23 protein-coding genes are annotated in these 23,444 nt (G+C 68.0%); 8 read left to right on the top strand and 15 right to left on the bottom strand.

The features are described from left to right. Nucleotides 1-32 precede the first annotated feature (32 nt). Genes ACQPYS_RS21550 through ACQPYS_RS21560 form a run of 3 tightly spaced genes read left to right on the top strand, consistent with a single transcriptional unit; the run spans nt 33 to nt 2,472 of the window. Nucleotides 33-1,157, top strand: coding sequence for an FtsX-like permease family protein (locus tag ACQPYS_RS21550; protein ID WP_433490610.1), 1,125 nt, complete (start codon nt 33-35; stop codon nt 1,155-1,157). Then, nucleotides 1,154-1,849, top strand: a complete 696-nt coding sequence (locus ACQPYS_RS21555) for an ABC transporter ATP-binding protein (protein ID WP_433490611.1) — start codon at nt 1,154-1,156, stop codon at nt 1,847-1,849. Before ACQPYS_RS21550 ends, ACQPYS_RS21555 begins: the two co-directional genes overlap by 4 nt. Before the next feature lie 44 nt (nt 1,850-1,893). Then, nucleotides 1,894-2,472: a TetR/AcrR family transcriptional regulator gene (locus ACQPYS_RS21560; protein WP_431940433.1), complete on the top strand. Its 579-nt coding sequence runs from the start codon at nt 1,894-1,896 to the stop codon at nt 2,470-2,472. Nucleotides 2,473-2,577: 105 nt separating this feature from the next. On the opposite strand, the gene ACQPYS_RS21565 is transcribed toward ACQPYS_RS21560, so the two are convergent. Then, nucleotides 2,578-3,411: an SAM-dependent methyltransferase gene (locus tag ACQPYS_RS21565; RefSeq protein ID WP_433490612.1), complete on the bottom strand. Its 834-nt coding sequence runs from the start codon at nt 3,409-3,411 to the stop codon at nt 2,578-2,580. A 126-nt stretch (nt 3,412-3,537) separates the two neighbouring features. Beyond that, nucleotides 3,538-4,305 (bottom strand): alpha/beta fold hydrolase, encoded by a 768-nt coding sequence (locus ACQPYS_RS21570; protein WP_433490613.1) that lies wholly within the window; start codon nt 4,303-4,305, stop codon nt 3,538-3,540. A gap of 85 nt (nt 4,306-4,390) precedes the next feature. On the opposite strand from ACQPYS_RS21570, the gene ACQPYS_RS21575 reads away from it, so the two are divergent. Next, on the top strand, nt 4,391-4,972 hold the full coding sequence (locus ACQPYS_RS21575) for a TetR/AcrR family transcriptional regulator (RefSeq protein WP_433490614.1): 582 nt from the start codon (nt 4,391-4,393) through the stop codon (nt 4,970-4,972). 102 nt (nt 4,973-5,074) lie between these two features. Here the strand turns inward: ACQPYS_RS21575 and ACQPYS_RS21580 are convergent, their stop codons facing one another. Continuing rightward, nucleotides 5,075-5,836, bottom strand: a complete 762-nt coding sequence (locus ACQPYS_RS21580; RefSeq protein WP_433490615.1) for a dienelactone hydrolase family protein — start codon at nt 5,834-5,836, stop codon at nt 5,075-5,077. 151 nt (nt 5,837-5,987) lie between these two features. After that, nucleotides 5,988-6,395: a winged helix-turn-helix transcriptional regulator gene (locus ACQPYS_RS21585; RefSeq protein ID WP_433490616.1), complete on the bottom strand. Its 408-nt coding sequence runs from the start codon at nt 6,393-6,395 to the stop codon at nt 5,988-5,990. Between the two features lie 79 nt (nt 6,396-6,474). Between ACQPYS_RS21585 and ACQPYS_RS21590 the strand changes: the two genes are divergently transcribed. After that, a complete protein-coding gene (locus tag ACQPYS_RS21590) occupies nt 6,475-6,885 on the top strand; it encodes a RidA family protein (RefSeq protein WP_433490617.1) in 411 nt (136 codons plus the stop codon). 483 nt (nt 6,886-7,368) lie between these two features. Here the strand turns inward: ACQPYS_RS21590 and ACQPYS_RS21595 are convergent, their stop codons facing one another. From ACQPYS_RS21595 to ACQPYS_RS21610, 4 genes are all read right to left on the bottom strand, one after another. After that, entirely contained in the window at nt 7,369-7,839 is a 471-nt protein-coding gene (locus tag ACQPYS_RS21595; RefSeq protein ID WP_433490618.1) for a hypothetical protein, read from the bottom strand. Nucleotides 7,840-7,946: 107 nt separating this feature from the next. Beyond that, nucleotides 7,947-8,948 (bottom strand): ketol-acid reductoisomerase, encoded by a 1,002-nt coding sequence (gene ilvC, locus ACQPYS_RS21600; RefSeq protein WP_433493099.1) that lies wholly within the window; start codon nt 8,946-8,948, stop codon nt 7,947-7,949. A gap of 111 nt (nt 8,949-9,059) precedes the next feature. Further along, complete coding sequence (gene ilvN / locus ACQPYS_RS21605; protein WP_030521893.1) at nt 9,060-9,563, bottom strand: acetolactate synthase small subunit; 504 nt, start codon at nt 9,561-9,563, stop codon at nt 9,060-9,062. A gap of 144 nt (nt 9,564-9,707) precedes the next feature. Then, nucleotides 9,708-11,633, bottom strand: coding sequence for an acetolactate synthase large subunit (locus ACQPYS_RS21610; protein WP_433490619.1), 1,926 nt, complete (start codon nt 11,631-11,633; stop codon nt 9,708-9,710). A 391-nt stretch (nt 11,634-12,024) separates the two neighbouring features. Here ACQPYS_RS21610 and ACQPYS_RS21615 point away from each other — a divergent pair, with 391 nt between their 5' ends. Together ACQPYS_RS21615 and ilvD are read left to right on the top strand one after the other, a co-directional pair. After that, nucleotides 12,025-12,750, top strand: coding sequence for a PH domain-containing protein (locus ACQPYS_RS21615; protein WP_433490620.1), 726 nt, complete (start codon nt 12,025-12,027; stop codon nt 12,748-12,750). 96 nt (nt 12,751-12,846) lie between these two features. Then, nucleotides 12,847-14,688 carry a dihydroxy-acid dehydratase gene (gene ilvD, locus ACQPYS_RS21620; RefSeq protein WP_431940443.1) on the top strand — a complete coding sequence of 614 codons (1,842 nt, stop codon included), beginning with the start codon at nt 12,847-12,849 and terminating at the stop codon, nt 14,686-14,688. 65 nt (nt 14,689-14,753) lie between these two features. Here ilvD and ACQPYS_RS21625 read toward each other — a convergent pair whose 3' ends face one another. After that, nucleotides 14,754-15,449: a DoxX family protein gene (locus ACQPYS_RS21625; protein ID WP_433490621.1), complete on the bottom strand. Its 696-nt coding sequence runs from the start codon at nt 15,447-15,449 to the stop codon at nt 14,754-14,756. Between the two features lie 339 nt (nt 15,450-15,788). Between ACQPYS_RS21625 and ACQPYS_RS21630 the strand changes: the two genes are divergently transcribed. After that, nucleotides 15,789-16,895, top strand: coding sequence for a PQQ-dependent sugar dehydrogenase (locus ACQPYS_RS21630; protein ID WP_063041429.1), 1,107 nt, complete (start codon nt 15,789-15,791; stop codon nt 16,893-16,895). A 119-nt stretch (nt 16,896-17,014) separates the two neighbouring features. Here ACQPYS_RS21630 and ACQPYS_RS21635 read toward each other — a convergent pair whose 3' ends face one another. The 6 genes from ACQPYS_RS21635 to ACQPYS_RS21660 all read right to left on the bottom strand — a co-directional run bounded on the left by ACQPYS_RS21635 (nt 17,015) and on the right by ACQPYS_RS21660 (nt 23,405). Next, nucleotides 17,015-17,653 carry a GyrI-like domain-containing protein gene (locus ACQPYS_RS21635; protein ID WP_433490622.1) on the bottom strand — a complete coding sequence of 213 codons (639 nt, stop codon included), beginning with the start codon at nt 17,651-17,653 and terminating at the stop codon, nt 17,015-17,017. After that, the gene (locus ACQPYS_RS21640) at nt 17,634-18,167 is read right to left on the bottom strand and encodes a PadR family transcriptional regulator (RefSeq protein WP_431940447.1); all 534 of its coding nucleotides are present in this window, start codon (nt 18,165-18,167) and stop codon (nt 17,634-17,636) included. Before ACQPYS_RS21640 ends, ACQPYS_RS21635 begins: the two co-directional genes overlap by 20 nt. Nucleotides 18,168-18,339: 172 nt before the next feature. Further along, nucleotides 18,340-19,848: an Asp-tRNA(Asn)/Glu-tRNA(Gln) amidotransferase subunit GatB gene (gene gatB, locus ACQPYS_RS21645; RefSeq protein ID WP_431940448.1), complete on the bottom strand. Its 1,509-nt coding sequence runs from the start codon at nt 19,846-19,848 to the stop codon at nt 18,340-18,342. Between the two features lie 43 nt (nt 19,849-19,891). Continuing rightward, on the bottom strand, nt 19,892-21,277 hold the full coding sequence (locus ACQPYS_RS21650) for an alpha/beta hydrolase family protein (RefSeq protein ID WP_433490623.1): 1,386 nt from the start codon (nt 21,275-21,277) through the stop codon (nt 19,892-19,894). A 102-nt stretch (nt 21,278-21,379) separates the two neighbouring features. After that, a complete protein-coding gene (locus tag ACQPYS_RS21655) occupies nt 21,380-22,414 on the bottom strand; it encodes an ATP-dependent 6-phosphofructokinase (RefSeq protein ID WP_063041558.1) in 1,035 nt (344 codons plus the stop codon). An 88-nt stretch (nt 22,415-22,502) separates the two neighbouring features. Then, nucleotides 22,503-23,405 (bottom strand): hypothetical protein, encoded by a 903-nt coding sequence (locus ACQPYS_RS21660; RefSeq protein ID WP_433490624.1) that lies wholly within the window; start codon nt 23,403-23,405, stop codon nt 22,503-22,505. Nucleotides 23,406-23,444 lie beyond the last annotated feature (39 nt).

A 23,444-nucleotide genomic window follows, 5' to 3' on the forward strand; every position in this document is an offset into this window, starting at 1 on the left:
ATGTTTCCAAACTTCGTCGAAAGATGGCCCAGATGTTCCTAGCCATCCGAGAACTGCGTTTCGCCTGGGTCAGGTTCTCCCTGGTCGGTGCGGTGATCTCGCTGATCGCTGTTTTGATGGTCATGCTGTCCGGGTTCTCCCAGGGGCTCGTCCGCGACGGCGTATCGGGACTGCAACAGCTGCCCGTCACCTCCTTCGCCTTCGCCGACACCGCGCACACCGATTCCGCGTTCTCGCGCAGCGTCATCGACCTGGAGGCGGTGGACACATGGGCGGCGCAACCCGGTGTCGAACATGCCGCGCCCTTCGGTAATGCTCTGGTCAATGCGCGCAGCGATTCCGGCGTCGATATCGACCTGGCACTGTTCGGGGTCCAACCGGATTCCTTCCTCGACCCGGCCGTAGCAGCGGGTGAGGAATTGGGTGCGACGGACGGAATCGTGGTCAGTGAAACCGCCATCGAACAGGGACTGAAGCTCGGCGACACCCTCACCGTCGATCGCGTCGGCACCCGGCTGCGCGTGGTGGGCTCGCTCAGCGGCCAGCACACCTACGGTCACGTGGACGTCGCCTATGTGCCGCTGCCTCTGTGGCAGGAGATCCGATCCGGAATCGGACCCGGCAGCCCGGTGCCCGCGCATGTCCATCGAGAAATCACCGCCGTCGCCATCCAGGCGACCGACCCCGATATGGACTTCGGAGCCGGTGACGCGGCGGCGGGCACGAAGAGCCTCTCACTGAAGAAATCCTTCGACGCGTCTCCCGGTTACAGCGCGGAGACGCTGACCCTGACCATGATCCAGGTCTTTCTGTACGCCATCTCGGCGCTGGTCGTCGGCGCGTTCTTCACCGTCTGGACCATCCAGCGACGGCAAGAACTGGCCGTGCTGCGGGCGATGGGCGCACCCACCGGATACCTGCTGCGCGACGGACTCACCCAGGCATTGATCATCCTGCTGCTCGCGGTGGCCGTGGGCGTGGGTGCGGGCGTGGGCTTCGGCAGCTTGATGGGCGCTGCCGTTCCCTTCTCGATGACCATCTCGGCCATCGGATCGGCCGCCGCGCTGCTCATCGTCCTCGGCCTGGCGGGCGCGGCCGCCGCCATCACCCGGATCACGGCCGTCGATCCGCTCATCGCCCTGGGAGGTAGCCGATGACCGACGCAGCTGTCCACGACACCGACGCGGGTCTGGTGATGCGTGAGGTCACCCTGAGGTTCGGTGACGGTGACGAGACCGTGCGGGCGCTCGAGAATGTCTCACTGACGGTCGCCCCCGGTGAGTTCGTCGCAGTGGTCGGCCCGTCGGGTTCGGGCAAATCGAGCATGCTGGCGGTCGCCGGCGCATTGACCCGGCCCGACTCGGGAACGGTGACCGTGGCCGGACAGGACATGACAGTATCCAGCCGCAAGGCGCGCGCCCGATTGCGCCGAGACCTGGTCGGCTTCGTCTTCCAGTCCGGCAATCTCATCCCGGCCCTGACCGCCGTCGACCAGCTGCGGCTACCCACCGCTTTCGGTGCCGAGCGGGCCGCCCGCGACCCACACCAACTGCTGGCCGAAGTGGGCTTGGCACAGAAGGCGAACCGCCGGCCGCATCAGCTCTCCGGCGGCGAACGGCAACGGGTCGGCATCGCTCGTGCTCTGGTCACCGCACCGACACTGCTACTGGTGGACGAGCCGACGGCGGCGCTGGACCGGTCCCGCAGCCACGAGGTGGTCGAGTTGCTCGCGAAGGAGACCCGCACGCACCGCGCGGCCACTGTCATGGTCACCCATGACCACGACGTGCTGAGCCATTGCGACAGCGTGTACGAGATGATCGACGGGAAGCTGACGCGGACCGACTGATCCCGGCCGCGTCGTCGTCGCCGAGAAGAGGGAAGTGCGCGCCCATGCCGAAGATCCAGGCGGCCACTGTCGCCGAGCATCGCGCGGCGCAACGCCGCGCCATCCTGGACGCGGCCCGCGAGCTCCTGGCCGAAGGCGGGACCGAAGCGCCGGGCCTGGCCGCTGTCGCCGAGCGAACAGGCCTGGCGCGTCCCAGCGTCTACCGCTACTTCCGTTCCCGCGACGACCTACTGGAGGCCGTGATCGCCGACAGTTTCCCCCGCTGGTCCGCCGCGGTCACCGACCGGATGGCAGGGGTGACCGGTCCCGCGGCGCGGGTGCTCGCCTACGTCGACGCGAACCTGCATCTGGTCGCTTCGGGCGAGCACGCCGTCGTCCGGGGCCTGGCCGCGGTCGTGCCCGGCGAACGATTGGCCGAGGACAGCAGGATCCTGCACGAACAGCTACGTGTGCCGCTGACCGTGGCGCTCGCCGATCACGGCGCCACGGACGCGGAGGGAATATCCGATTTGATCCAGTCGATCGTGCTGGCAGCCGGCCGCATGATCGAGAGCGGCGCGCCGGAAGCGCATGTGCGCGAGCTCACCCACCAACTGCTCGAGCCGTATCTGCGGAAAGGGTAGACCGAAGGTGAGCGCCTGGGCGGGTGCGTATGCCCGGGTGCTTCGCCTATCGGGTAGGGCCGCTGGTGAGCTACCCGGGCGCAGTCGTCGGCGCGATATCGCGGGTTACTTCTTGCGTCCCACAGCCGCGTAACCCGCGGCGGGCGGGCGGGGTGCGCCGTTCGGCAACACGGTCACTCCGTCCACCGCCTGCTGTTTCCCCTCCGGGTGCCAGTCCTCGATCGCGACGATCCCCGGCTCCAACAACTCCAGGTCACGGAAGAAACGTGAGACCCCGGCGTAGTCGCGTGCCTCCATCTCGATCCCGCTCTGCCGGTAGGCCCGCACGGTGCCCTCGACCATGGCGGGGTCGAAGTCGGTGGTCAGATGGGTCATCACCAGGTACGACCCGGACGGCAGCGGCGCGAGGAGGGTATCGACGATGTCGTAGATGCGGTCGCCGGAAACGAAATGGCACAGGGCGATGAGGCTCAGGGCCACCGGCCGGTCGAAATCCAAGGTCTCCCGCACCGCGGCCGCGGACAGGATCCGGTCCGGGGCGGTCAGATCCGATTGCACGTACTGGGTTACACCGTCGGGTGTTCCGACCAGTAGTGCCCGCGCGTGGGCGAGCACGATCGGATCATTGTCCACGTAGACCACCCGGGCGTCGGGTGTCGTTTCCTGCGCCACCTGGTGCAGGTTCGGTTCGGTGGGGATTCCGGTGCCGATATCGAGAAACTGGCGGACTCCCAGCTCACTGAGGTGACGCACCGCGCGCACCATGAACGCGCGGTTGTCCCGCGCCACGCCGCGCACCGACGGGATGGCCTGCTCGATCTTCGCCGCGGCCTCCCGGTCGGCGGGATAGTTGTCCTTGCCGCCCAGGAAGTAGTCGTAGATGCGGGCGCTGTGTGCCCGGTCCTGCCGAAGATCCGTCGAACCCTTGTGATCTGCCACGATCTACTCCTCACTCCGGCGCCGCTGTCCGCCGCAACGAGTTAACCACCCGGAACGCACCGCCGCACATGGCCGGCCGGAAATTTCTGTGCCACAGCGAATTCGGTCGAACGGTCGATCAACACGTCAGGCGGAAGCGGGCGGGGCAGAGACCCGCGCCCCGTCGATACCGCTGCGGTGCGCAGACTCCCGGAGATCGCAACCGTCGGCGATATCGCGGATCAGCCGGGCGAAGCGTTGCGGTTCGGCCAGCGGTAGATAATGCCCGGCCCCGGGCACCACGAGCACCCTTGCCCGGGGCGAGGCCGCGACGAAACGCTGCTCGTGACCGCGGAAATGGTCGCGGCTTCCGTTGATCAGCCAGACGGGGCCGGGGTATCGACGGAGTTCGCCGAGCGGATCGAAACTTGCCGTGGCTCTGGCAATATCGGGAATCACCTCGGTGGCGATACCGCCGGCCGCCACGGCAGCGGCGACCTGCGCGGGGAGGACGGCGTCGAAGAGCCGACGACTGAGCCGCTCCCCTCCGTCGCACTGGATCGACAGCAGTAGATGTGCGATCCGGAAGGGAATCGTCAGGGCGGCGTTCGGAATACGCGTCGACCCGGCGACCACCAGACCGGCCACGCGGTCGCCGAGTTCGGCGGCCACCGCGAGGGCGACGTACCCGCCCAGCGAATGGCCGACGACCAGGGCCCGGCCGCCGACGCTGTCGATCGCCGCGCGGACGGTCTCGATCGACGCGGGCATGGTGAAACGTTCGCCGCGATGGGCACCGTGCCCAGGGAGATCGGGGGTGACCACCGATCGCTCGGGGCCGATTTCTGCCTCGACGGAGATCCAGCAGCGGCCGCTGAGCCGGATACCGTGCACCAGAACCACGGGAAGAGCCATAACGCCTCCAAACGCAACGCAACGTTGCGTTGCACAGTAGTCGGCCTTGGCGGTGCAACGCAACGTTGCGTTGTATTGTCGGCATATGGATGACCCCGCCGATACGAGCACGACCGCCCGGCCCCGCCGGGCCGAGGCGATCTTCGCGGCCACCCTCGAACTTCTCGCCACCACGGGCTACGAGGGACTGACCATGGAGTCGGTCGCGCTCCGCGCCGGTGTGAACAAGACGACCCTCTACCGGTGGTGGAAATCCAAGGACGAGGTGCTCGCCGCCGCGCTGACCGGCTCGGATCTGCTCGGCTTCCCGGTGCCCGACACAGGAAGCCTTCGGGGCGATCTCGTCGAAACGAGCCGGAGCATCCACCATCTGCTCACCGATGCCGCGACCGCCCCCATCGCGGCCGCCGTCCTGGCGGCCTCCCCCGGCCGGCCGTCGCTGGCGGCGATCGGCCGCATGTTCTTCGCCGACCGCGCCGCCCGCGAACACCCGATCTTCCGCCGGGCGGTCGAACGCGGCGAACTCGATGAGGAGACCGATCCCCGCCTGGTGATGGATATGCTCGCCGGAGCGATCTGGTTCCGCCTGTTCCTACGCGCCGAACCGGTCGAGGCCGCCGATATCGAAGCGGCCGTCGCTCTGGTGCTGGGCGGCGTAGCCCCCTGATGGCACACCGCGGCAGGCGGCCGCCCGCATTCCGCCCGGCGCGGGTTCGCCCGGGCCGACGTACGGCACAACTTTCCGGGTGCGGGCGGATTCCCGGCTCGGCTACCCCCGCAGAGTGCGGTCGAAGAGGGCCAGCAGTTCGCGGTAGTGCCGTTCGGCGAACTCGGCATCGTAGGCGGCGGTATCCGCCTGGGTGTAGCCGTGTTTCGCACCCTCGTAGACCTCGGTGCGGTGGCGCTCACCGGCTGCGGCGACCGCCTCGTCGAACCGATCGAAAGAATCGGGCGCCCTCGCCACGTCTTCGCCGGCGTGACCGAAATACAGCTCCCCCGTGATGTTCCCGACGAGCAGATGCGGACTGTCCGCGCTCTCGGTGATCAGCGGACCACCGTGGAATCCGGCCACCGCCGCGACCCGATCGGGGAACGCGGCCGCGACCAGCACCGCGAGTCGCGCACCCATGCAGTAGCCGGTGACACCGACCTTCCCCGCGGCGACCTGTGGCGCCGCGGCCAGCCAGGCGAGATAGGCGCCGGCATCGGACCGCAGCAGCTCCGGTGTCAGCTCGCGGATCATCGGGACGAGCTGCTGGAAGATCTCCGGGCGCGCCTCCGGGTCGATGAAATCCGGTAGCTCCAGCACCGGCGCGCGACCGTGCCGGTAGAAGGCATTCGGCAGCAGGACGGTGTAGCCGTGCGCGGCGATACGGTCGGCCATGGCCCGCAGGCCGGGCCGCAGTCCGAAACCGTCCTGGATCAGCAGTACTCCCGGATGGGCGGCACCGTCGTCAGGGTAGGTGACGTACGCGTCGGCGACACCGTCCGGGGTTCGGATATCGACCGACATACCGTGGACTTCGGTCATCGTGAAACCTCCTGTGGTGTCGGGCGATCTCGAACATACCGGGTTCGGATCGGCCGATTCGATACGGTGCGCGGCCCACCGATCGTGGTTCGGCGCGGCACCATCGCGGTTCCGGCGGCGCCGCACGGTTCGTCGAACTCCCCGGCGTACTTCAGCTCGTACGTGCACGGGCCGGCCCGCCTTCCGCGTCCTGGTCGAACCGCATGCGGGCACGTTCGACCTCGGGCAATGTTCCGGTGGCCCAGTGCAGGAGCGCGTCGATGAGGTCCTGTAGCGACCGGCCGAGCGGCGTCAACCGGTACTCGACGGCGACCGGCCGGGTGTGCGTGACGACCCGGTCGACCATCCCGTTGCGTTCGAGCCGCCGCAGCGCGGTGGTGAGTGATTTCTGCGTCACGACCGGGATGGCCCGGCGTAGGTCGTTGAAGCGCAGCGGGCCGTGCTCGCACAGCGCGTCGAGCACTTGGAGCGACCATTTGTCGAGGACCTGATCGAGTAGTTCGCGGTGGGCCTGCGTGAGTTGCGGGCCGACCGGGGGCAGTGGCGCGGTTTCCGGCATGACACCTAGTCTCGTTGAAGTTCCCTTCGGACACCAGGTAGACATCGGATACCTTGTTCGATCAGTGAAAGGGATCATGATGGCAGTGCAGTTGCGCACCCCCGAAGGCATGTTCGCCCCCGTGCCGTACCACCATGTCGCGATCGGCTCGGGCGCCCGGCAGGTACACGTGGCGGGCCAGATCGCGCGCGACGCCGCCGGAAATCCCGTCGCGACCGGTGACCTCGCGGGCCAGGTCGCCCACGCCCTGCGCAATACGGCACGCGGTCTGGCGGGCGCGGGAGCGACCTTCGCCGATGTCGTCCGGCTGCGCTTCTTCGTCACGCACTGGACCCCGGACAAGTACGACGATTTCGTCGCGGGTATCGAGCGCGTCGTCGAGGAACTCGGCATACCCCAGCCGTTGCCGCCCTTGTCGGCGATAGGTGTCGACTACCTGTTCGAGCCCGATGTGCTGGTCGAGGTGGAGGCGTACGCCGTACTGGACTGAGTGGTGACGGGAGCGCGCGGGAAAACTCCGCCCGAAGGTCACATCGGCCGCACATTGCGCAGTAGAGCGGATCCTCGACGGACCCCGCTCGGAGGACACCGACGTCCGGCACGGGTCTGCCTCTTGGGCATCATCGGTCTGTGTCCTTGGGATGACGAGGCGATGCGTAGACGAGCCGAACAGTACGGCTGCCGTCGTCGATCACATATCGAATCCGGCCGCCGCTCGTCACTTCATATTCCCACTACTCGAGGTCGGCTCCGTTGTGCCGATATGTGCCGAGATCGCCGCGCAGCCGGTGCTGACGATCGGGGTTGGTACGCGAGCGCGGATCGGCACGAAGTACCTCGAAACAGCGGCGAGTATTCGGCAGCGCCAGCCGACAGAGCTCCTCCCAACCACGAACTGCGTCGGTGGTACCGAAGCGGACTTCCCACTCGCCATCCGGCGCGGGCACCGTAACCCGGTCGCCACGCTTCGGGCTCATATGGTGAGGCCCACAGGACCGAAATCACCGCTGGTCGGAGTTCGCGCTGCGCGATACCCGTCCGGGTCGGCCTTGATACGCGCAGTTGCCTGCCATCCCGCAATGGCCTCTCGGACAGCGGGGTCGGTATCCAATTCGGCTGCGTCCGAGAGCACTTCGGCCAGTTCGACCGTGAATTCCCGGATTTCCTCTTCGGAGAGGTGACGCACCCAGGGAAATACGTCGGGGATGGCCAAGCGCAGCGTCACGGCGGCCGCGTCGTGTTTCAGCAGGGCGAGAAACAGCCGGGAGGCGGCCGATAGCGACTCGTCCCGTAAGTCTTGCCGGTCAGCGGCCGTGAGATAGAAATCCACCGCATCGCGGTGCGTGATGCGCACCCGGCCGAGCCGGGTGGCTCGCTCGGCAACCTCTTCGGGATGCCGCGACACGTCGGAAAAGGTGACGTGGTCATCGGCAGTCAGGCTCACGATGCGATCGCATATCAGAATATAATCTGAATACAGGTATCGGTTGCGGAAGGGGCCCTCCCGCAATCTGCGGAAGGGCCCCTTTCAGCGCTGGATCGGCGGACCGCTCAGGCGGTTTCGGTGATCGGCCGGTCCACCCAGCTCATCAGGTCGCGCAGCTTCTTGCCGGTGACCTCGATCGGGTGCTCGGCGTTCTGCTTACGCAGGCCCTCGAGCTCCTTGTTGCCACCCTCGACATTGGCGACCAGACGCTTGACGAAGGTGCCGTCCTGGATGTCTTTCAGGATGTCCTGCATCCGCTTCTTGGTGTCGGCGTCGATGACCCGCGGGCCCGACAGGTAGCCACCGAATTCGGCGGTGTCGGAGACCGAGTAGTTCATGCGGGCGATACCGCCCTCGTACATCAGGTCGACGATCAGCTTCAGCTCGTGCAGCACCTCGAAGTAGGCCATCTCCGGGGCGTAGCCGGCCTCGACCATGACCTCGAAACCGGTCTTGACCAGCTCCTCGGTGCCACCGCACAGCACGGCCTGCTCACCGAAGAGGTCGGTTTCGGTCTCTTCCTTGAAGGTGGTCTTGATGACGCCGGCGCGGGTGCCGCCGATGCCCTTGGCGTAGGACAGCGCCAGCGCCTGACCCTCGCCCTTCGGGTCCTGGTCGATGGCGATCAGGGCGGGGACACCCTTGCCGTCGACGAACTGGCGGCGCACCAGGTGGCCGGGGCCCTTGGGGGCGACCATGCCGACGGTGATCTCGGCGGCCGGCTTGATCAGGCCGAAGTGGATATTGAGACCGTGGCCGAAGAACAGGGCGTCGCCGTCCTTCAGGTTGGGCTCGATGTCACTGGTGAAGATCGAGGCCTGTGCGGTGTCGGGGGCGAGCAGCATGATGACGTCGGCCCACTCCGAGACCTCGGCGGGGGTGCCGACGGTCAGCCCGGCCTCTTCGGCCTTGGCCCGCGACTTGGAGCCTTCCTTGAGGCCGATGCGGACCTCGACGCCGGAATCGCGCAGGCTCAGCGAATGCGCGTGCCCCTGGCTGCCGTAACCGATCACCGCGACCTTACGGCCCTGGATGATCGACAGGTCGGCATCGTCGTCGTAGAACATCTCGACTGCCACTTGGTGGTATCCCTTCTGACTTATTCGAACCCGCGAAACGCGGGAAACGGTAAACGAGGCACGTAATGCGGCCGGGCGCGGGGTGCGCCCGGCCACGGATCAGCGGGTGGCGGTGATGGATTTCGGTCCGCGGCCCACGGCCACCACCCCGGATTGCACGATCTCCCGGATGCCGTACGGCTCGAGCATGCGCAGCAGCGCGTCGAGCTTGGACCGGGTGCCGGTCGCCTCGACGGTGAGCGCGTCGGGCGAGACGTCGATGACCTTGGCGCGGAACAGGTTGACCGATTCGATCACCTGGGTGCGCACGCTGGCGTCGGCGCGGACCTTCACCAGGATCAGTTCGCGGGCCACGGAGGTCTCCGGGTCCTGTTCGACGATCTTGATCACATTCACCAGCTTGTTCAGCTGTTTGGTGACCTGCTCCAGCGGCAGATCGTCCACGGTGACCACAATGGTCATCCGGGAGATCTCCTTGACCTCGGTCGCACCGACGGCCAGGGATTCGATATTGAACCCGCGCCGGGAGAACAGGCTGGCCACCCGGGCCAGCACGCCCGGCTTGTCCTCGACCAGGACGCTGAGGGTGTGGGTGGTGCTCATGCTGTGTCCTTTCGGGCCTGACCGGACGCCTCCGTGGTTACGCTGCGCTGCCTCCTCCGACGCTGACCGGTCATGCTGCGTCCTTTCGGGCATGACCGGACACCTGCGTGGTTACGCTGCGCTGCCTCCTCCGGCACTGACCGGTCATGCCGGGTTCCCCTCGGTCTCGGCCTGCTCGCGGTTCATGGCCTCGTGGATGATGGCGGGTTCGGCGGCCTGCTCGTCCTCGTCGAACAGCGGGCGGATACCGCGCGCGGCCATGATCTCGTCGTTACTGGTGCCGGCGGCGACCATCGGCCACACCTGCGCGTCCTTGCCGACGATGAAATCGATCACCACGGGACGGTCGTTGATCGACTGCGCCTCGCGGATGGCGGCCTCGACGTCCTCTTCCTTCTCCACCCGGATGCCGTGGCAGCCCAGCGCCTCCGCCAGTTTCACGAAATCGGGGATGCGCAGACCGTGGGTCTTGAGATCGGTATTGGAGTAACGCTGGTCGTAGAACAGAGTCTGCCACTGGCGGACCATGCCCAGGTTGCCGTTGTTGATCAGCGCGACCTTGATCGGCACGCCCTCCACCGCGCAGGTGGCGAGTTCCTGATTGGTCATCTGGAAGCAGCCGTCACCGTCGACCGCCCACACCTCACGGTCGGGCGCGCCCATCTTGGCCCCCATCGCCGCCGGAACCGCGTACCCCATGGTCCCGGCACCGCCGGAGTTCAACCAGGTCCGCGGCTTCTCGTACTTGATGAACTGGGCGGCCCACATCTGGTGCTGGCCGACACCCGCGCAATAGATGGCGTCGGGGCCGGCCAGGCGGCCCAGCGTCTCGATGACGAACTCCGGCGAAACCGACCCGTCCGACGGCTTGCTCCAACCGAGCGGGTAGGCATCGCGGACACCGTCGAGGTAGGTCCGCCAGGCGGTCAGGTCGAGTTCGAAACCGGCCGGGTCGGCGCGCAGGGTCTCGATGAGTTCGGTGATCACCTCACGGCAGTCGCCGACTATCGGCACATCCGCGTGCCGGTTCTTACCGATCTCGGCCGGGTCGATATCGGCATGGATCACCTTCGCGCCGGGCGCGAAGGAATCCAGCTGCCCGGTGACCCGATCGTCGAAGCGGGCGCCGAGGGTGACCAGCAGATCGGATTTCTGCAGGGCGGCCACCGCGGCCACGGTGCCGTGCATACCCGGCATACCCATATTGAGTTCGTGGCTATCGGGGAACGCGCCGCGCGCCATCAGCGTGGTGACCACCGGGATACCGGTGAGCTCGGCGAGCTCCAGCAGTTCGGCCGACGCCTCGGACTTGATCACACCGCCGCCGACGTAGAGCACCGGCTGCCTGGACTCGGCGATCAGCCGGGCGGCCTCGCGCACCTGCTTACCGTGCGGTTTGGTGACCGGGCGGTAGCCGGGCAGCCGCATCTCCGGCGGCCAGCTGAACGTGGTCTGCTCCTGCAGCACATCCTTGGGGATGTCCACCAGCACCACCCCGGGCCGACCGCTGGACGCCAGGTAGAAGGCCTCGGCGAGGATCCGCGGGATATCGATGCCCTCTTTGATCAGGAAGTTGTGCTTGGTGATCGGCATGGTGATGCCGGAGATATCGGCTTCCTGGAAGGCGTCGGTGCCGATCAGGCTACGGCCGACCTGACCGGTGATGGCGACCATCGGCACCGAGTCCATCTGGGCGTCCGCGATCGGGGTCACCAGATTGGTCGCGCCGGGACCGGAGGTCGCCATACACACCCCGACCTTGCCGGTGGCCTGGGCGTATCCGGTGGCCGCGTGGCCCGCGCCCTGCTCGTGCCGCACGAGCACATGCCGCACCTTGGTCGAATCGAAGAGCGGATCGTAAACAGGAAGGACAGCACCGCCCGGAATACCGAATACGGTGTCGACGCCGAGCTCCTCGAGGGAGCGGACGACGGACTGCGCGCCGGTGACCCGCTCGGGCGGGACCTGGCGGCGGTTCGCCTGGGTGGTCGGAGCGCCGGCCGGAGCCGACGGGTTCGAAGGCGCGGGCCTGCGGGCCGCGGGCCCGGGCCGGGTGGTTGGTGCGCTCACCGTCTTGGTTCCTTACTGCTTGTCGTTCACTGGTCCCGACATAAAAAAGCCCTCGACAGCCGGCGGCTGTTCGAGGGTGGCGCGTCGCAGTGCGAGCTGACGTATTCGACTCCGGATCGTCTGGCTCAGCGCTGGACGCGCCGGCCGATTACGAGCAACTCGTTTCGATTCACGCGCATGACGGTATGTGTGCGTGTGGTGCGGAGTCAAACAGCTGACCGCTGTCTTCCCATTATGTGGGAAGGTAGCGGGTGCTCACGCCGGTCCACCATGATGCGAGGATGGTGAGGTGTCATCACCGCATCAGTCCGTGCCACCTCCTGAATCGTCCCACAACCCCGCGACCGCGGAGGTAACGGGTGGGGATACGGCGCCACCCGGACCGCGGCGTGTGATCCGCACGACACGACTGTCCTTCCTCGGCGTGTTCCTCCTCGCGATGTGCGTGTTCTTCCCCATCGTGGGCTGGCCGGCCGGGCTGTTCTGGCTCGCGCTGATCCCGCTCGCCGCGATCGTCTGGCTCGTGCGCACACAGACGACGGTCTCACCGGCCGGCCTGGATCTGCGGTCGGTCTTCTCCTCCCGGCACATCGACTGGGCGCAGCTGAAGGGCCTGAGCATCCCCAAACGCGGGTTCGTCCGCGCCCATCTGGACGACGACAGCGAGGTGCCGCTGCCGGCGGTGAGCTACGACCGGTTGCGTGATCTGGTGGACGCCTCCGGCGGGCGTATCCCCGACCCGTTCGCGGTCCCCGACCCGGCCCCGGCCGACGCCGACGCTTCCGCCACCGACGCCGGCGCGTCCGATGACAGCGCACCCGGCACCGAGGAAGATCCCGCGGCCGCCGAACCGGCGGCGGGCAACGCGGCGACCGGCGAGGCGACCATCGGCGACGAAGCGACCGGGAACGCGGCGTCGACCAACACGACTTCCGAACATCCCGGGCCCGCCGGCACCGACCGTTCCGCGCCGGCGGGAACGGCTTCCGATGCCGCACCCGCCGGTAACACGGCTGCCGACCGGCCCTCGACTGCCGGCTCCGACACGCCACGTGGCACCTCGCCAACCACCGGGGCCGCCGATACCGACACCGGCTCCGCTCCCGAACGGGAGTAGCCTGGAAAATCGCCGATCGCACCCGACCGCGGTCCCCGCGCCGGGCGATACGGCGCTGTCGCAACTTTCAGCCCCGCGACCCGACCGAGGACACTCATGCCACCGCTTCGTTCCCGAACAACCACCATCGGCCGCAATGCCGCCGGCGCCCGCGCCCTGTGGCGGGCCACCGGTATGACCGATTCCGATTTCGGTAAGCCGATCGTCGCCATCGCCAACTCCTACACCCAGTTCGTGCCCGGGCACGTGCATCTCAAGGACGTCGGCGAGATCGTGGCCGACGCGGTGCGGGAAGCGGGCGGGGTACCGCGGGAATTCCACACCATCGCGGTGGACGACGGAATCGCCATGGGACACGGCGGCATGCTGTATTCGCTGCCCAGCCGGGAGATCATCGCCGATTCGGTGGAGTACATGGCGAACGCGCACACCGCCGACGCGCTGGTGTGCATCTCCAACTGCGACAAGATCACCCCGGGCATGCTGAACGCCGCCATGCGGTTGAACATCCCCGCCGTGTTCGTCTCCGGCGGGCCGATGGAGGCCGGTAAGGCCGTGGTCGTGGGCGGGGTCGCGCAGGCCCCGACCGATCTGATCACCGCGATCTCGGCCAGCGCGAATTCCGCGGTGACCGATGACGGATTGAGCGAGGTCGAGCGCAGCGCCTGCCCGACCTGTGGTTCCTGCTCGGGCATGTTCACCGCCAACTCGATGAACTGCCTCACCGAGGCCCTGGGTCTGGCGCTGCCGGGCAACGGGTCGACGCTGGCCACCCACGCGGCCCGACGGGCGCTGTTCGAGCGGGCGGGCCGGGTGATCATCGATATCGCGACCCGCTGGTACCGCGACGACGACGCGTCGGTGCTGCCGCGCAATGTCGCGAACGAGAAGGCCTTCCGCAACGCCATGGCCCTGGATGTGGCGATGGGCGGATCCACCAACACCGTCCTGCATACGCTGGCCGCGGCGCAGGAGGGCGAGATCGATTTCGATCTGCACACCATCGAGACCATCAGCCGCAAGGTGCCCACCCTGTCGAAGGTGTCACCGAACTCGGACTATCACATGGAAGATGTGCACCGGGCCGGCGGTATCCCCGCCATCCTCGGTGAGCTGCGCCGGGCCGGGCTGCTGGAAACCGATGTGACGACCGTGCACAGCGCGTCGGTGGACGAATGGCTCGACACCTGGGACATCCGTTCCGGTAAGGCGTCGGAGGAAGCGCTGGAACTCTTCCACGCGGCACCGGGCGGAGTGCGCACCACCGAACCCTTCTCGACGGAGAACCGCTGGTCGTCGCTGGACACCGATGCCGCGGGCGGCTGCATCCGCGATATCGAACACGCCTACACCGCCGAGGGCGGGCTGGTCGTGTTGCGCGGCAATCTCGCGGTCGACGGCGCCGTGCTCAAGACCGCCGGTATCGATGAGGAACTGTTCTCCTTCGAAGGCCCGGCCGTGGTGGTGGAGTCCCAGGAGGAAGCCGTCTCGGTGATCCTGGGTAAGAAGATCCAGCCCGGTGATGTGCTCGTGGTGCGGTACGAGGGCCCGGCCGGCGGGCCGGGGATGCAGGAGATGCTGCATCCGACCGCCTTCCTCAAGGGCGCGGGCCTGGGCAAACAGTGCGCCCTGATCACCGACGGCCGATTCTCCGGCGGTACCTCGGGTCTGTCGATCGGCCATATCTCGCCGGAGGCGGCCAGCGGCGGTGTGATCGGTCTGGTGGAGAACGGCGACCGGGTCCGCATCGATGTCGCGACCCGCACCCTGGAGGTCCTCGTCGACGAGGCGGTGCTCACCGAGCGCCGGGCCAAGATGGAGGCCCGCGAACGTCCCTGGCAGCCGCAGAACCGGGAGCGGACGGTCACCACCGCACTCCGCGCCTATGCCGCGATGGCGACCTCCGCCGACAAGGGCGCGGTCCGGCACGTGCCCTGATTCGCCCGTGGAAACGATGAAGGCGCTCCCTCGGATTCGAGGGAGCGCCTTCTCGTCTCACGAAGTCAGTCGAAGGGGCCGATACCGGTGAGCGGGTTGCCGTTCTGCAGCCACCAGTAGGTGAGCACCGCGGCGGCGACCGCCAGGACGAAGACCACGAACGATCCCGCTCCCGGCCGGACCGCCCAGCCCCGTCCGCGGTCGAGCGACCAGCGTCCGGGCCCGGTGAAGATGAGGGCGACCGCGGTGCCGACGAGGATGCTCTCCATCTCGACCGCGCCCGGACCGGCCTTGTACTGGAATCCGGGATACATCCCCTGCTTCCAGAACCAGGCGTCCAGGATCACCGCCAGCACCGCGCCCGCGGCCAGCGGTGTGGCCAGGCCCAGGATCAGCAGCACCCCGCCACCTACCTCGCCGGCGGTCACCATGGCGGCGGCCAGCGAGGGATGCTGCCAGCCGCCGCCCTCCATCATGGCCTTGGTGCCGTCCAGTCCGGGGCCGTGGAACCAGCCCGTCAGTTTCTGGAGGCCGTGGTAGAGGAAGGTGGCTCCCACGACCAGCCGCAGGATGAAGAGCCCGAAGTCGAGAGTGCCGCGGCGGAAATCGCCGTTGCGGCGGCGCAGGCCCCCATTGGGCTGATTACCGGCCGGCGGGATGCTCGCGTAGTCGTAGGTGTCGTCGCGGCCCCCGGCGACGCCGGGACCACCCGGACCCGGCGTATCGGCGGATGTGCCACCGGTGGTCGCGGACGCGTTCACCGGAATCTCCTTCGTCATGGCCACTGGGGGGAACTGGCCGGTCGGGGAATCGTAGGGACTCCCGACCCCGCCCGCGGTGGTCGACACCGCGCGCTGCTCTCCGGTAGACAGATTCCCGGGCCCCGCGGCCTCGGAGGACGCGGACCCGTTTCTCGCCTTGGCACTCACTCCTCAACAGTAAGCCGACCGACCGCCCGGCACCGGATGAATCGGCGGCGTGTCCGAGCCACCCGCCGGCCCCGTGTCACAGGGCGGACGAACCCGCACCGAAAGGACGCTTCTCGCCGCCGCGGGGCCTTCGGGGCACGGCCGGCGTCGTTTCCACTACGTTGGGAGATTATGAGGTCGGTTGGCGCGCGGCGCGTGACGGTGGGGCTGGTACTCGGAGCGTTGGTGCTCAGTGGATGCGCCCGATTCGACGATTCCGCATCCAGTCCGTTCACCCCGGAACCGACGCTGGACGGCGCGGAACTCCGGCCGAAGAAGCCCGAGCGTTCCGAGAGTTCCACCACCCGGCCCAGCGGTCCGTGTATCGACCCGGATCCGGCCGTGGTGGTGAGCTGCCTCGACACCACCGGCGGACTGGTCGAGATGGGCGGGTACGCACTGGTGGCCGAACGCCGTAGCGGCCGCATCCTGCAGGTGGCGCCGGAGCAGCAGCCGATCGAAGTGGCCCGGGTCGATGTCGACCCCGCGGGCGACGGCGGGTTGAGCGATATCGCGATCTCCCCCACCTACGCCGAGGACGGGCTGATCTACGCCTATGTCACCACACCCAGCGACAACCGGGTGGTGCGCTTCGCCGAAGGGGGGCCCGCGAAACCGGTATTGACGGGAATCCCCAAGGGCGCCACCGGTAATCGCGGTGCGATCGAATGGTCGAAACCCGATCAGATGCTGGTGCTCACCGGCGACACCGGCAATCCCGCCGCGGCCGCCGATCCCGGGAGCCGAGCCGGGAAACTGCTGCGGGTGAACAATCCGAGCTCCACCGGGGACGCGCCCACCGAGGTCGCGGTCGCCGGAATCGGCTCGGCGGGCGATATCTGCCTCGGCGGTGACCAGATCTGGATCACCGACCGCACCCCCACCATGGACCGGCTTCAGCGCATCGGCCCCGACGGTGTGGTCACCACCGCCTGGACCTGGCCCGACCGGCCGGGCGTGGCCGGATGCGCGGTAACCCCCGAGGGCGTGGCGATCTCGCTGACCGATGCGAAAGCGCTCGCCATGGCCGCGCCGGACCCCAAGACCTTCGCCGTCACCGCACCCCCGAGCGTTTTCGTCGCCAACAAGTACGGCCGCCTGCTCGGTGCGTCCCCGGCGATGGACGGGACCATCTGGGTGTCGACGGCGAACAAATCCGACGGTGGCGAGCCGACGCCGAACGACGACCGGGTGGTGCGCATCCCGCCGCCGTCCGCCGGTGGGGGCGGACCGGACTAGAGTGCCGAGTTGTGGGCGAGCAAGCCGCTCGCCCACAGGTCGGCGGTATGCGTGCCCGGGCACGCCGGTCCACGACCCGCACATTGCCCGGAGCGCCATACCGGGCCGGCCCGCGCTCCTCAGGGAGTTCGCGGCGCGACCGGCTGCCGAAGGATCGTGCGGAGTTTCTCGGGTGCCACCTTGCGGGCATCACCGAGATAGATCTCGTGGTGCCGGCCGACCATCCGGAACCCGTTATCCGGCACGAATTCATGATGCATCCGTGCCAGTACCTCGGCCTCGTCGTCGTAGGAGCCGATATGCAGCGTCTGCACACAGCGCCCCTCCGACAGGCCGGCCAGACGCACATCGAGCAGCCGCGCCGGCCGGTTCTTGGCCGCGACCTGTTCGACGGCGCGCGCGAACAGCCCGGGTTCTATCCAGTCGGGGACCATGATCATCAACGTCCAGTCCCAACGGGACTTGTCCCGCGCGGCGGTGAAGGCGTCCATATCGTCGGCCCACCACAGACCCTCCAGCGGCATGACGACATAGTCGCGGCCGAGTTCACGTTTGCTGGCGAACTTGAGCGCGTAGGCCAGGGGGTAGAGCGCCTCGGTCGCGTGCGCGAAGTCGGGATCGGTATTGGGATCACCGTGCCCGTCGATCATGAGGTATTGCAGATCGGGCACGTCCACCACCTCGAATCGGCCCCGGCGGGCGCGATAGGCCGCGATCTCTTTCTTGAAATCGATCTTGTCAGCCGTTTTGTCCACCATCGGATACCTGGACTCGCCGCGCGAGCCACGACCTCTCTGCCTCCAAGAGGCTCAGCGAATAGGAGAAGACCTCGCGCGCGGGTAGCGCGAGGGGGGATTGCGCGGCTGCCGCCGCCTCGATCGCGGCAATTCGCGCCCGCACCTGCCCGAGCCGTTCGGCCAGCGCCCGGCGGTATTCCGGCTCGGTGAGCAGCGACAGATTCGACACACCCACGAGAAAGGGATTCGATACCGGCTGCGGTTCCGCGACGAGCGCCAGCGCCGCGCGGGTGGCCGCCTCCTGCCCCGCCGCGGTGGCCTGGAAGACACGTCGACCCTTCGCGGCGGGCGCCTCGGGCGCGTGCACGAAACCGCGTTTCTCCAGTTTGGTGAGCAGGTAGTAGATCGAGGAGAACCCGATCTCGGTCCACTGCCGTATCCCGCGGCGCTCGATCACCTGCTCCAGGTCGTAGCCGTGCTGAGGGGACTCGATGATCAGACCGAGGACGACGAGTTCGGACGAGGTGAGCTCCACAGCATTATTCTAGCACTAGAATAGTGCGGCGGGCGGGACCTCTCACCACGTCGACGAAAGGCGTCCACACCCGGACGAGGTATCCCACTCCCGACTGGTGCCGACCTGCCCGCCACGCGAACCGGCCCGCCCCGCAAGAGGCGGGACGGGCCGGTATCGGAATTTCTCGGAGCTACCCGCCGCAGGCGGCGAGGACCAGTTCACGGACCCGGGCCGCGTCGGCCTGACCCCGCGTGGCCTTCATGACATCACCGACGATCTTGCCCGCGGCCTGCACCTTGCCGGAGCGGATCTTGTCGGCGATATCGGGATTGGCAGCCAGCGCCTTGTCGACCTCGGCCTGCAGCGCGCTGTCGTCGCTGACCATGCCCAGGCCCTTGCTCTCCACGATATGGGCCGGATCGCCTTCGCCGTCGAGTACCAGGTCGACCACCTGTTTGGCGACCTTGTTGTTCACCGTCTTGGCCTCCACCAGGCCGATCACCTCGGCTACCTGCGCGGGCGTGATCGGCAGGTCCTCGAGGGCGACACCGCGCTCGTTGGCTTTCTCGGTGAGGTAGGCGACCCACCAGGAACGTGCTTCCTTGGCGGGCGCGCCGGCATCGACCGTGGCGATGATCAGGTCCAGCGCGCCGGCGTTCACCAGATCACGCATCACCTCGTCGGAGACACCCCAATCCGACTGGATGCGCGCGCGGCGCAGCCACGGATATTCGGGAATGGTGCCGCGCAGTCCGTCCACCCAGGCCGTATCGGGCGCCACCGGTTCCAGATCGGGTTCGGGGAAGTAGCGGTAGTCCTCGGCGGTCTCCTTGCGGCGGCCCGGCGAGGTGGAACCGTCGGCCTCGTGGAAGTGCCGGGTCTCCTGGATCACCTCGCCACCGGTCGCCAGCACCGCGCCCTGGCGGCGCATCTCGAACCGGACCGCGACCTCGACGCTCTTGAGCGAGTTCACGTTCTTGGTCTCGGTGCGGGTGCCGAAGACCTCGGCGCCGACCGGCATGAGCGAGACATTGGCGTCGCAGCGCAGCGAGCCGTGTTCCATCCGGACATCGGAGACATCCAGGGATTTCAGCAGGTCGCGCAGCGCGGTGACGTAGGCGCGCGCGACCTCGGGCGCGCGGTCACCGGCGCCGGTGACGGGTTTGGTGACGATCTCGATGAGCGGCACCCCGGCCCGGTTGTAATCGAGCAGGGAATGACTCGCCCCGTGGATACGCCCGGTCGCACCGCCGACGTGCACCGATTTACCGGTGTCCTCCTCCATGTGCGCGCGCTCGATCTCCACCCGGAAGGTGGTGCCGTCGTCGAGCGGGACGTCGAGATAGCCCTCGGTGGCGATGGGTTCGTCATACTGACTGATCTGGTAGTTCTTCGGCTGGTCCGGGTAGAAGTAGTTCTTGCGCGCGAACCGGCCCCACGGGGTGATCGAACAGTTGAGCGCCAGGCCGATCCGCACCGCCGATTCCACGGCCTGCTGGTTGACCACCGGCAGCGAACCGGGCAGGCCCAGGCAGACCGGGCAGACCTGGGTGTTGGGTTCGGCGCCGAAGGTGGTCGGGCAACCGCAGAACATCTTGGTCGCGGTGTTCAACTCGACATGGACCTCCATGCCGAGCACCGGCTCGTACCGGGTGACGACCTCGGCGTAATCCATGAGTTCGACGGTGGGTGCGCTCATGGCCCACAGTCTAAGCGGCCGGGAAGTACCCTCCGGTGGGCGGTCAGTCCGCCCGCACCCGGACGCCAAGCCAGCCGGTGACCGTTTCGAGGGCCATCGGCGCGATGGTTGTCTCGATGGACTCGTACTCGGTGGGCAGGCCGGTTCCGGCGGGCTGCATCAGATGGTTGAGCCCGTCCAGCACCGTGACGGTGGCGTCCGGGCCGGCGCCCAGCAGATCACGCATGGGCTGCGCGTTCTGCGCCGGCGGGACCTGCACATCCTTGGACCCGAAGAACGCCAGCACCGGTATCCGCAGCGCGGACAGCGCGGGTGCCGGATCGTAGGACACCAATGCGGCCATGTACGGGGTGTTCTCCCCGGTGAGGGCTTCGGAGACGGCGCGCAGACCCTGGGGCAGCGTGCGGTTGTAGGTCTCCGACAGCCGCGCCGCCCTGGTGAGCCGGCCGTCCCGCAACGCCGCGGTCCAGTCCCGCAGGAAGGCGAGATGGGTGTCCAGCTGCTCGGGCGTGGCGCCGGCCTCGGTGAAGGTCCGGCGGCCCTGGGCCAGGACGATATCGGTGCCCGGGACGGCGGGGGCGGCCATCAGGATCGTGAACGCGATCCCGTTCTCGGGCCGCGCGGCGACGAGCGGCGCCAGATAGCCACCCTCGGAGTGGCCGAGCAGGCCGATACGGCCGGAATCCATCTCCGGGCGCTCGCGCAGGAAACGCAGCCCGGCCTCGATATCACCGGTCAGGTCGGTGTAGTTCGCCTGGTTCAGGTTGCCGCCGGTACCGCCGACCCCGCGATCGTCGGTGCGTAGCACCGCGTACCCGGCACGGGTGAGGGTATCGGCCAGCAGGAGGAAGGGCTGATGTCCGGCAATCTCCTCGTTGCGGTCCTGGGGCCCGCTGCCGCTGATGAGGACGACCGCCGGCAGCGGGCCGGTGGCCGCCGCGGGACGGGTCAGCGTCCCCGCGACGGTGATACCGCCGCTCGGGTACGAAACATCTTCGGAGATATAGGGATACGGCGGCGCGGGTCGCTGGGGGCGGGCCGGGGGTCCGACCGGCCGGCGGTTCAGCCGCAGTCCGAAACTGTGCCCGGACTGGCTGAAATCACCCACGATGGCATCGGCCGATTCGTCGAGCCGGCCCGCGAACCGCGCGTCACCCGGCATATCCGGCACCCCGAATTCCACCCGCTCCGGTTCGGCCACCACCCCGGCCAGGGCACGGCCGGTGACCTTCTCGGCGGGTATATCGATCCGCCCGCTGTGCCGGCCGGTGAAATCCACCGCGACCACGACCGGCGCGCCGGGAACCTCGATGGCCCCGTGCCATTGCCCGCGGACCCGGTCGTCGACAGCGCCGCCAGAGCAACCGGCCAACACCGGGACGAGCATCGAGAGAACCGCAACCAGCAACACTCCCCTGCCATGGCGCATGGTGCGACTGTATCTCCGCGCCACGGCCGGACCCGGGTGAAGCACCGGGGTCGCAGCGAGGATTTCGGCCGGACCGCCGATTCCGGACCCGCCGGGCGGCGCTCAGCCGAAGAAGGCCCGGGCCTCATCGTAGCGGTCGGCCGGAACACGTTTGAGTTGTTTGGTCGCCTCGTGCAAGGGCACCAGCCCGATCTCGGTGCCCCGCAGGGCCACCATCTGACCGAAATGCCCGGCGTGCACGGCTTCGGCCGCGTGCAGGCCGAACCGGGTCGCCAGCACCCGGTCGTACGGGGACGGGCTACCACCGCGCTGCACGTGCCCGAGCACCGTGGTGCGGACCTCTTTGCCGATACGGCGTTCGATCTCCACACCCAGCTGCTGCGCGACGCCGGTGAACCGTTCGTGCCCGAATTCGTCGATCCCACCCTCTCGCAGGGTGAAACCGGAATCGGGGGCCGGGTGCGAGCCCTCGGCGACCACGCAGATGAAATGTTTGTCTCCGCGCTGGAAGCGGCTCTTGATGAGCGCGCAGACCTCGGTCACGTCGAAGGGCTGTTCGGGGACCAGCGTCAGATGAGCGCCCGCCGCCATACCGGCGTGCACGGCGATCCAGCCCGCGTGCCGACCCATGACCTCGACCAGCATCACCCGCTGATGGGATTCCGCGGTGGTATGCAGCCGGTCGATGGCCTCGGTGGCGATGGACAGGGCGGTGTCGTGGCCGAAGGTGACATCGGTGCAGTCGATATCGTTGTCGATCGTCTTCGGGACGCCGACGACCGGAACGCCTTCCTCGGACAGCCAGCTGGCGGCGGTCAGCGTGCCCTCCCCGCCGATCGGGATGAGCGCTTCGATGCCGTTGTCGTCGAGGGTCCGGCGGATCCGGCCCAGGCCGGCGCGCAGGATATCGGGGTTGGTACGCGCCGTACCGAGCATGGTGCCGCCCTTGGCGAGTAGACGGTCGGTACGATCGTCGTTCTGGATCCGGATCTTGCGGTCCTCGAGTAATCCGCGCCACCCGTCCTCGAAGCCCACGATCGCGTCACCGTAGCGGCCGTTCGCGGTGCGAACGACAGCGCGGATCACCGCGTTCAGTCCCGGGCAGTCCCCACCTCCGGTCAGGATTCCGATGCGCATGGCGCCCATCTTGCCCGCTGCGCGACACCTTTGCCGCGTCGGGCCCGTGAATGTCCGGTAACACCCGCGCACCGTGCGGGGCCACCGGTCATCGAGCCGGGCACGACCCGCCGGTGAACTCGCCGAGATGCTGTGAGATCAAGCCCGCCATCTCGTCGAGAAGACTCATCCCGTCGAAGAACGTGCCCGAGTCCGGTTGCGCGGCAAGCGCTATTGCCACCGAGCCGTCGCGTGCCGGTACCAGCCCGAACTGACGCACCAGATAGGCGCCCTCGGCGTCCGGACCCCAGCCGCTCTTGAACTCGGCCGCGTCGAACACCGAACCGAGGCCCCACTGCTGGTTCGCGCTGACCGAACCCATCAGCTGCACGACCTTGTCCGTCCCCGGGAGACAGGGCAGTTTCGAGGCGAACCGCACTTGGTCGGCGAGCGACCATTCGGACTGGCCGAACGACGAGTATTCCGCGCGCTTGGGCTTCTCGGCCACGACGGTGACATTGTCACCGCCCTCGCGCAGCACGGCCTGCACCGACTGGGCCGCCTCCCGCGGGGTGCCCAGCGCGGACCACAGGCTGTCCGCGGCGGAATTGTCCGAGGCGGTGATGGCGGCCGAGACAGCGTAGGACTGGCCGCCGGGGTTCTTCCGTTCCGCGGCCACCACCAGCGGGACCTTCATAGTCGACCAGGCAGGGCCGGTGGTCCATTTCCCCAGTCCGACGAGCTGCTCACCGCCCACCGGCATGATCGCCAGACCCAGCTTCCCTTTCGCCGACTGCTCCATCACCGTGAAATCGGCCGCCAGCGTGCCCGGAATGGTGATGGAGACCTCGCCGCCCGGCGCTTCGGCCGCCGCCTGGGTGATCGAGGTGGCCAGCGGACGCTTCTCCGGCTCGGATCCGCAGGATGCCACAAAGGCCGCGACGAGCAGGCAGGCGGTGACCGCGAGCAGGCGGCGGACCAGTGGGATTTCCCGTTTCTTATCGGCCGACACTTCTCTCCGCATGGCTCTTGCGATCTCCCACAGTCCCGA

The sequence above is a fragment of the Nocardia grenadensis genome, assembly GCF_050942415.1.
Classification (GTDB): domain Bacteria; phylum Actinomycetota; class Actinomycetes; order Mycobacteriales; family Mycobacteriaceae; genus Nocardia; species Nocardia grenadensis.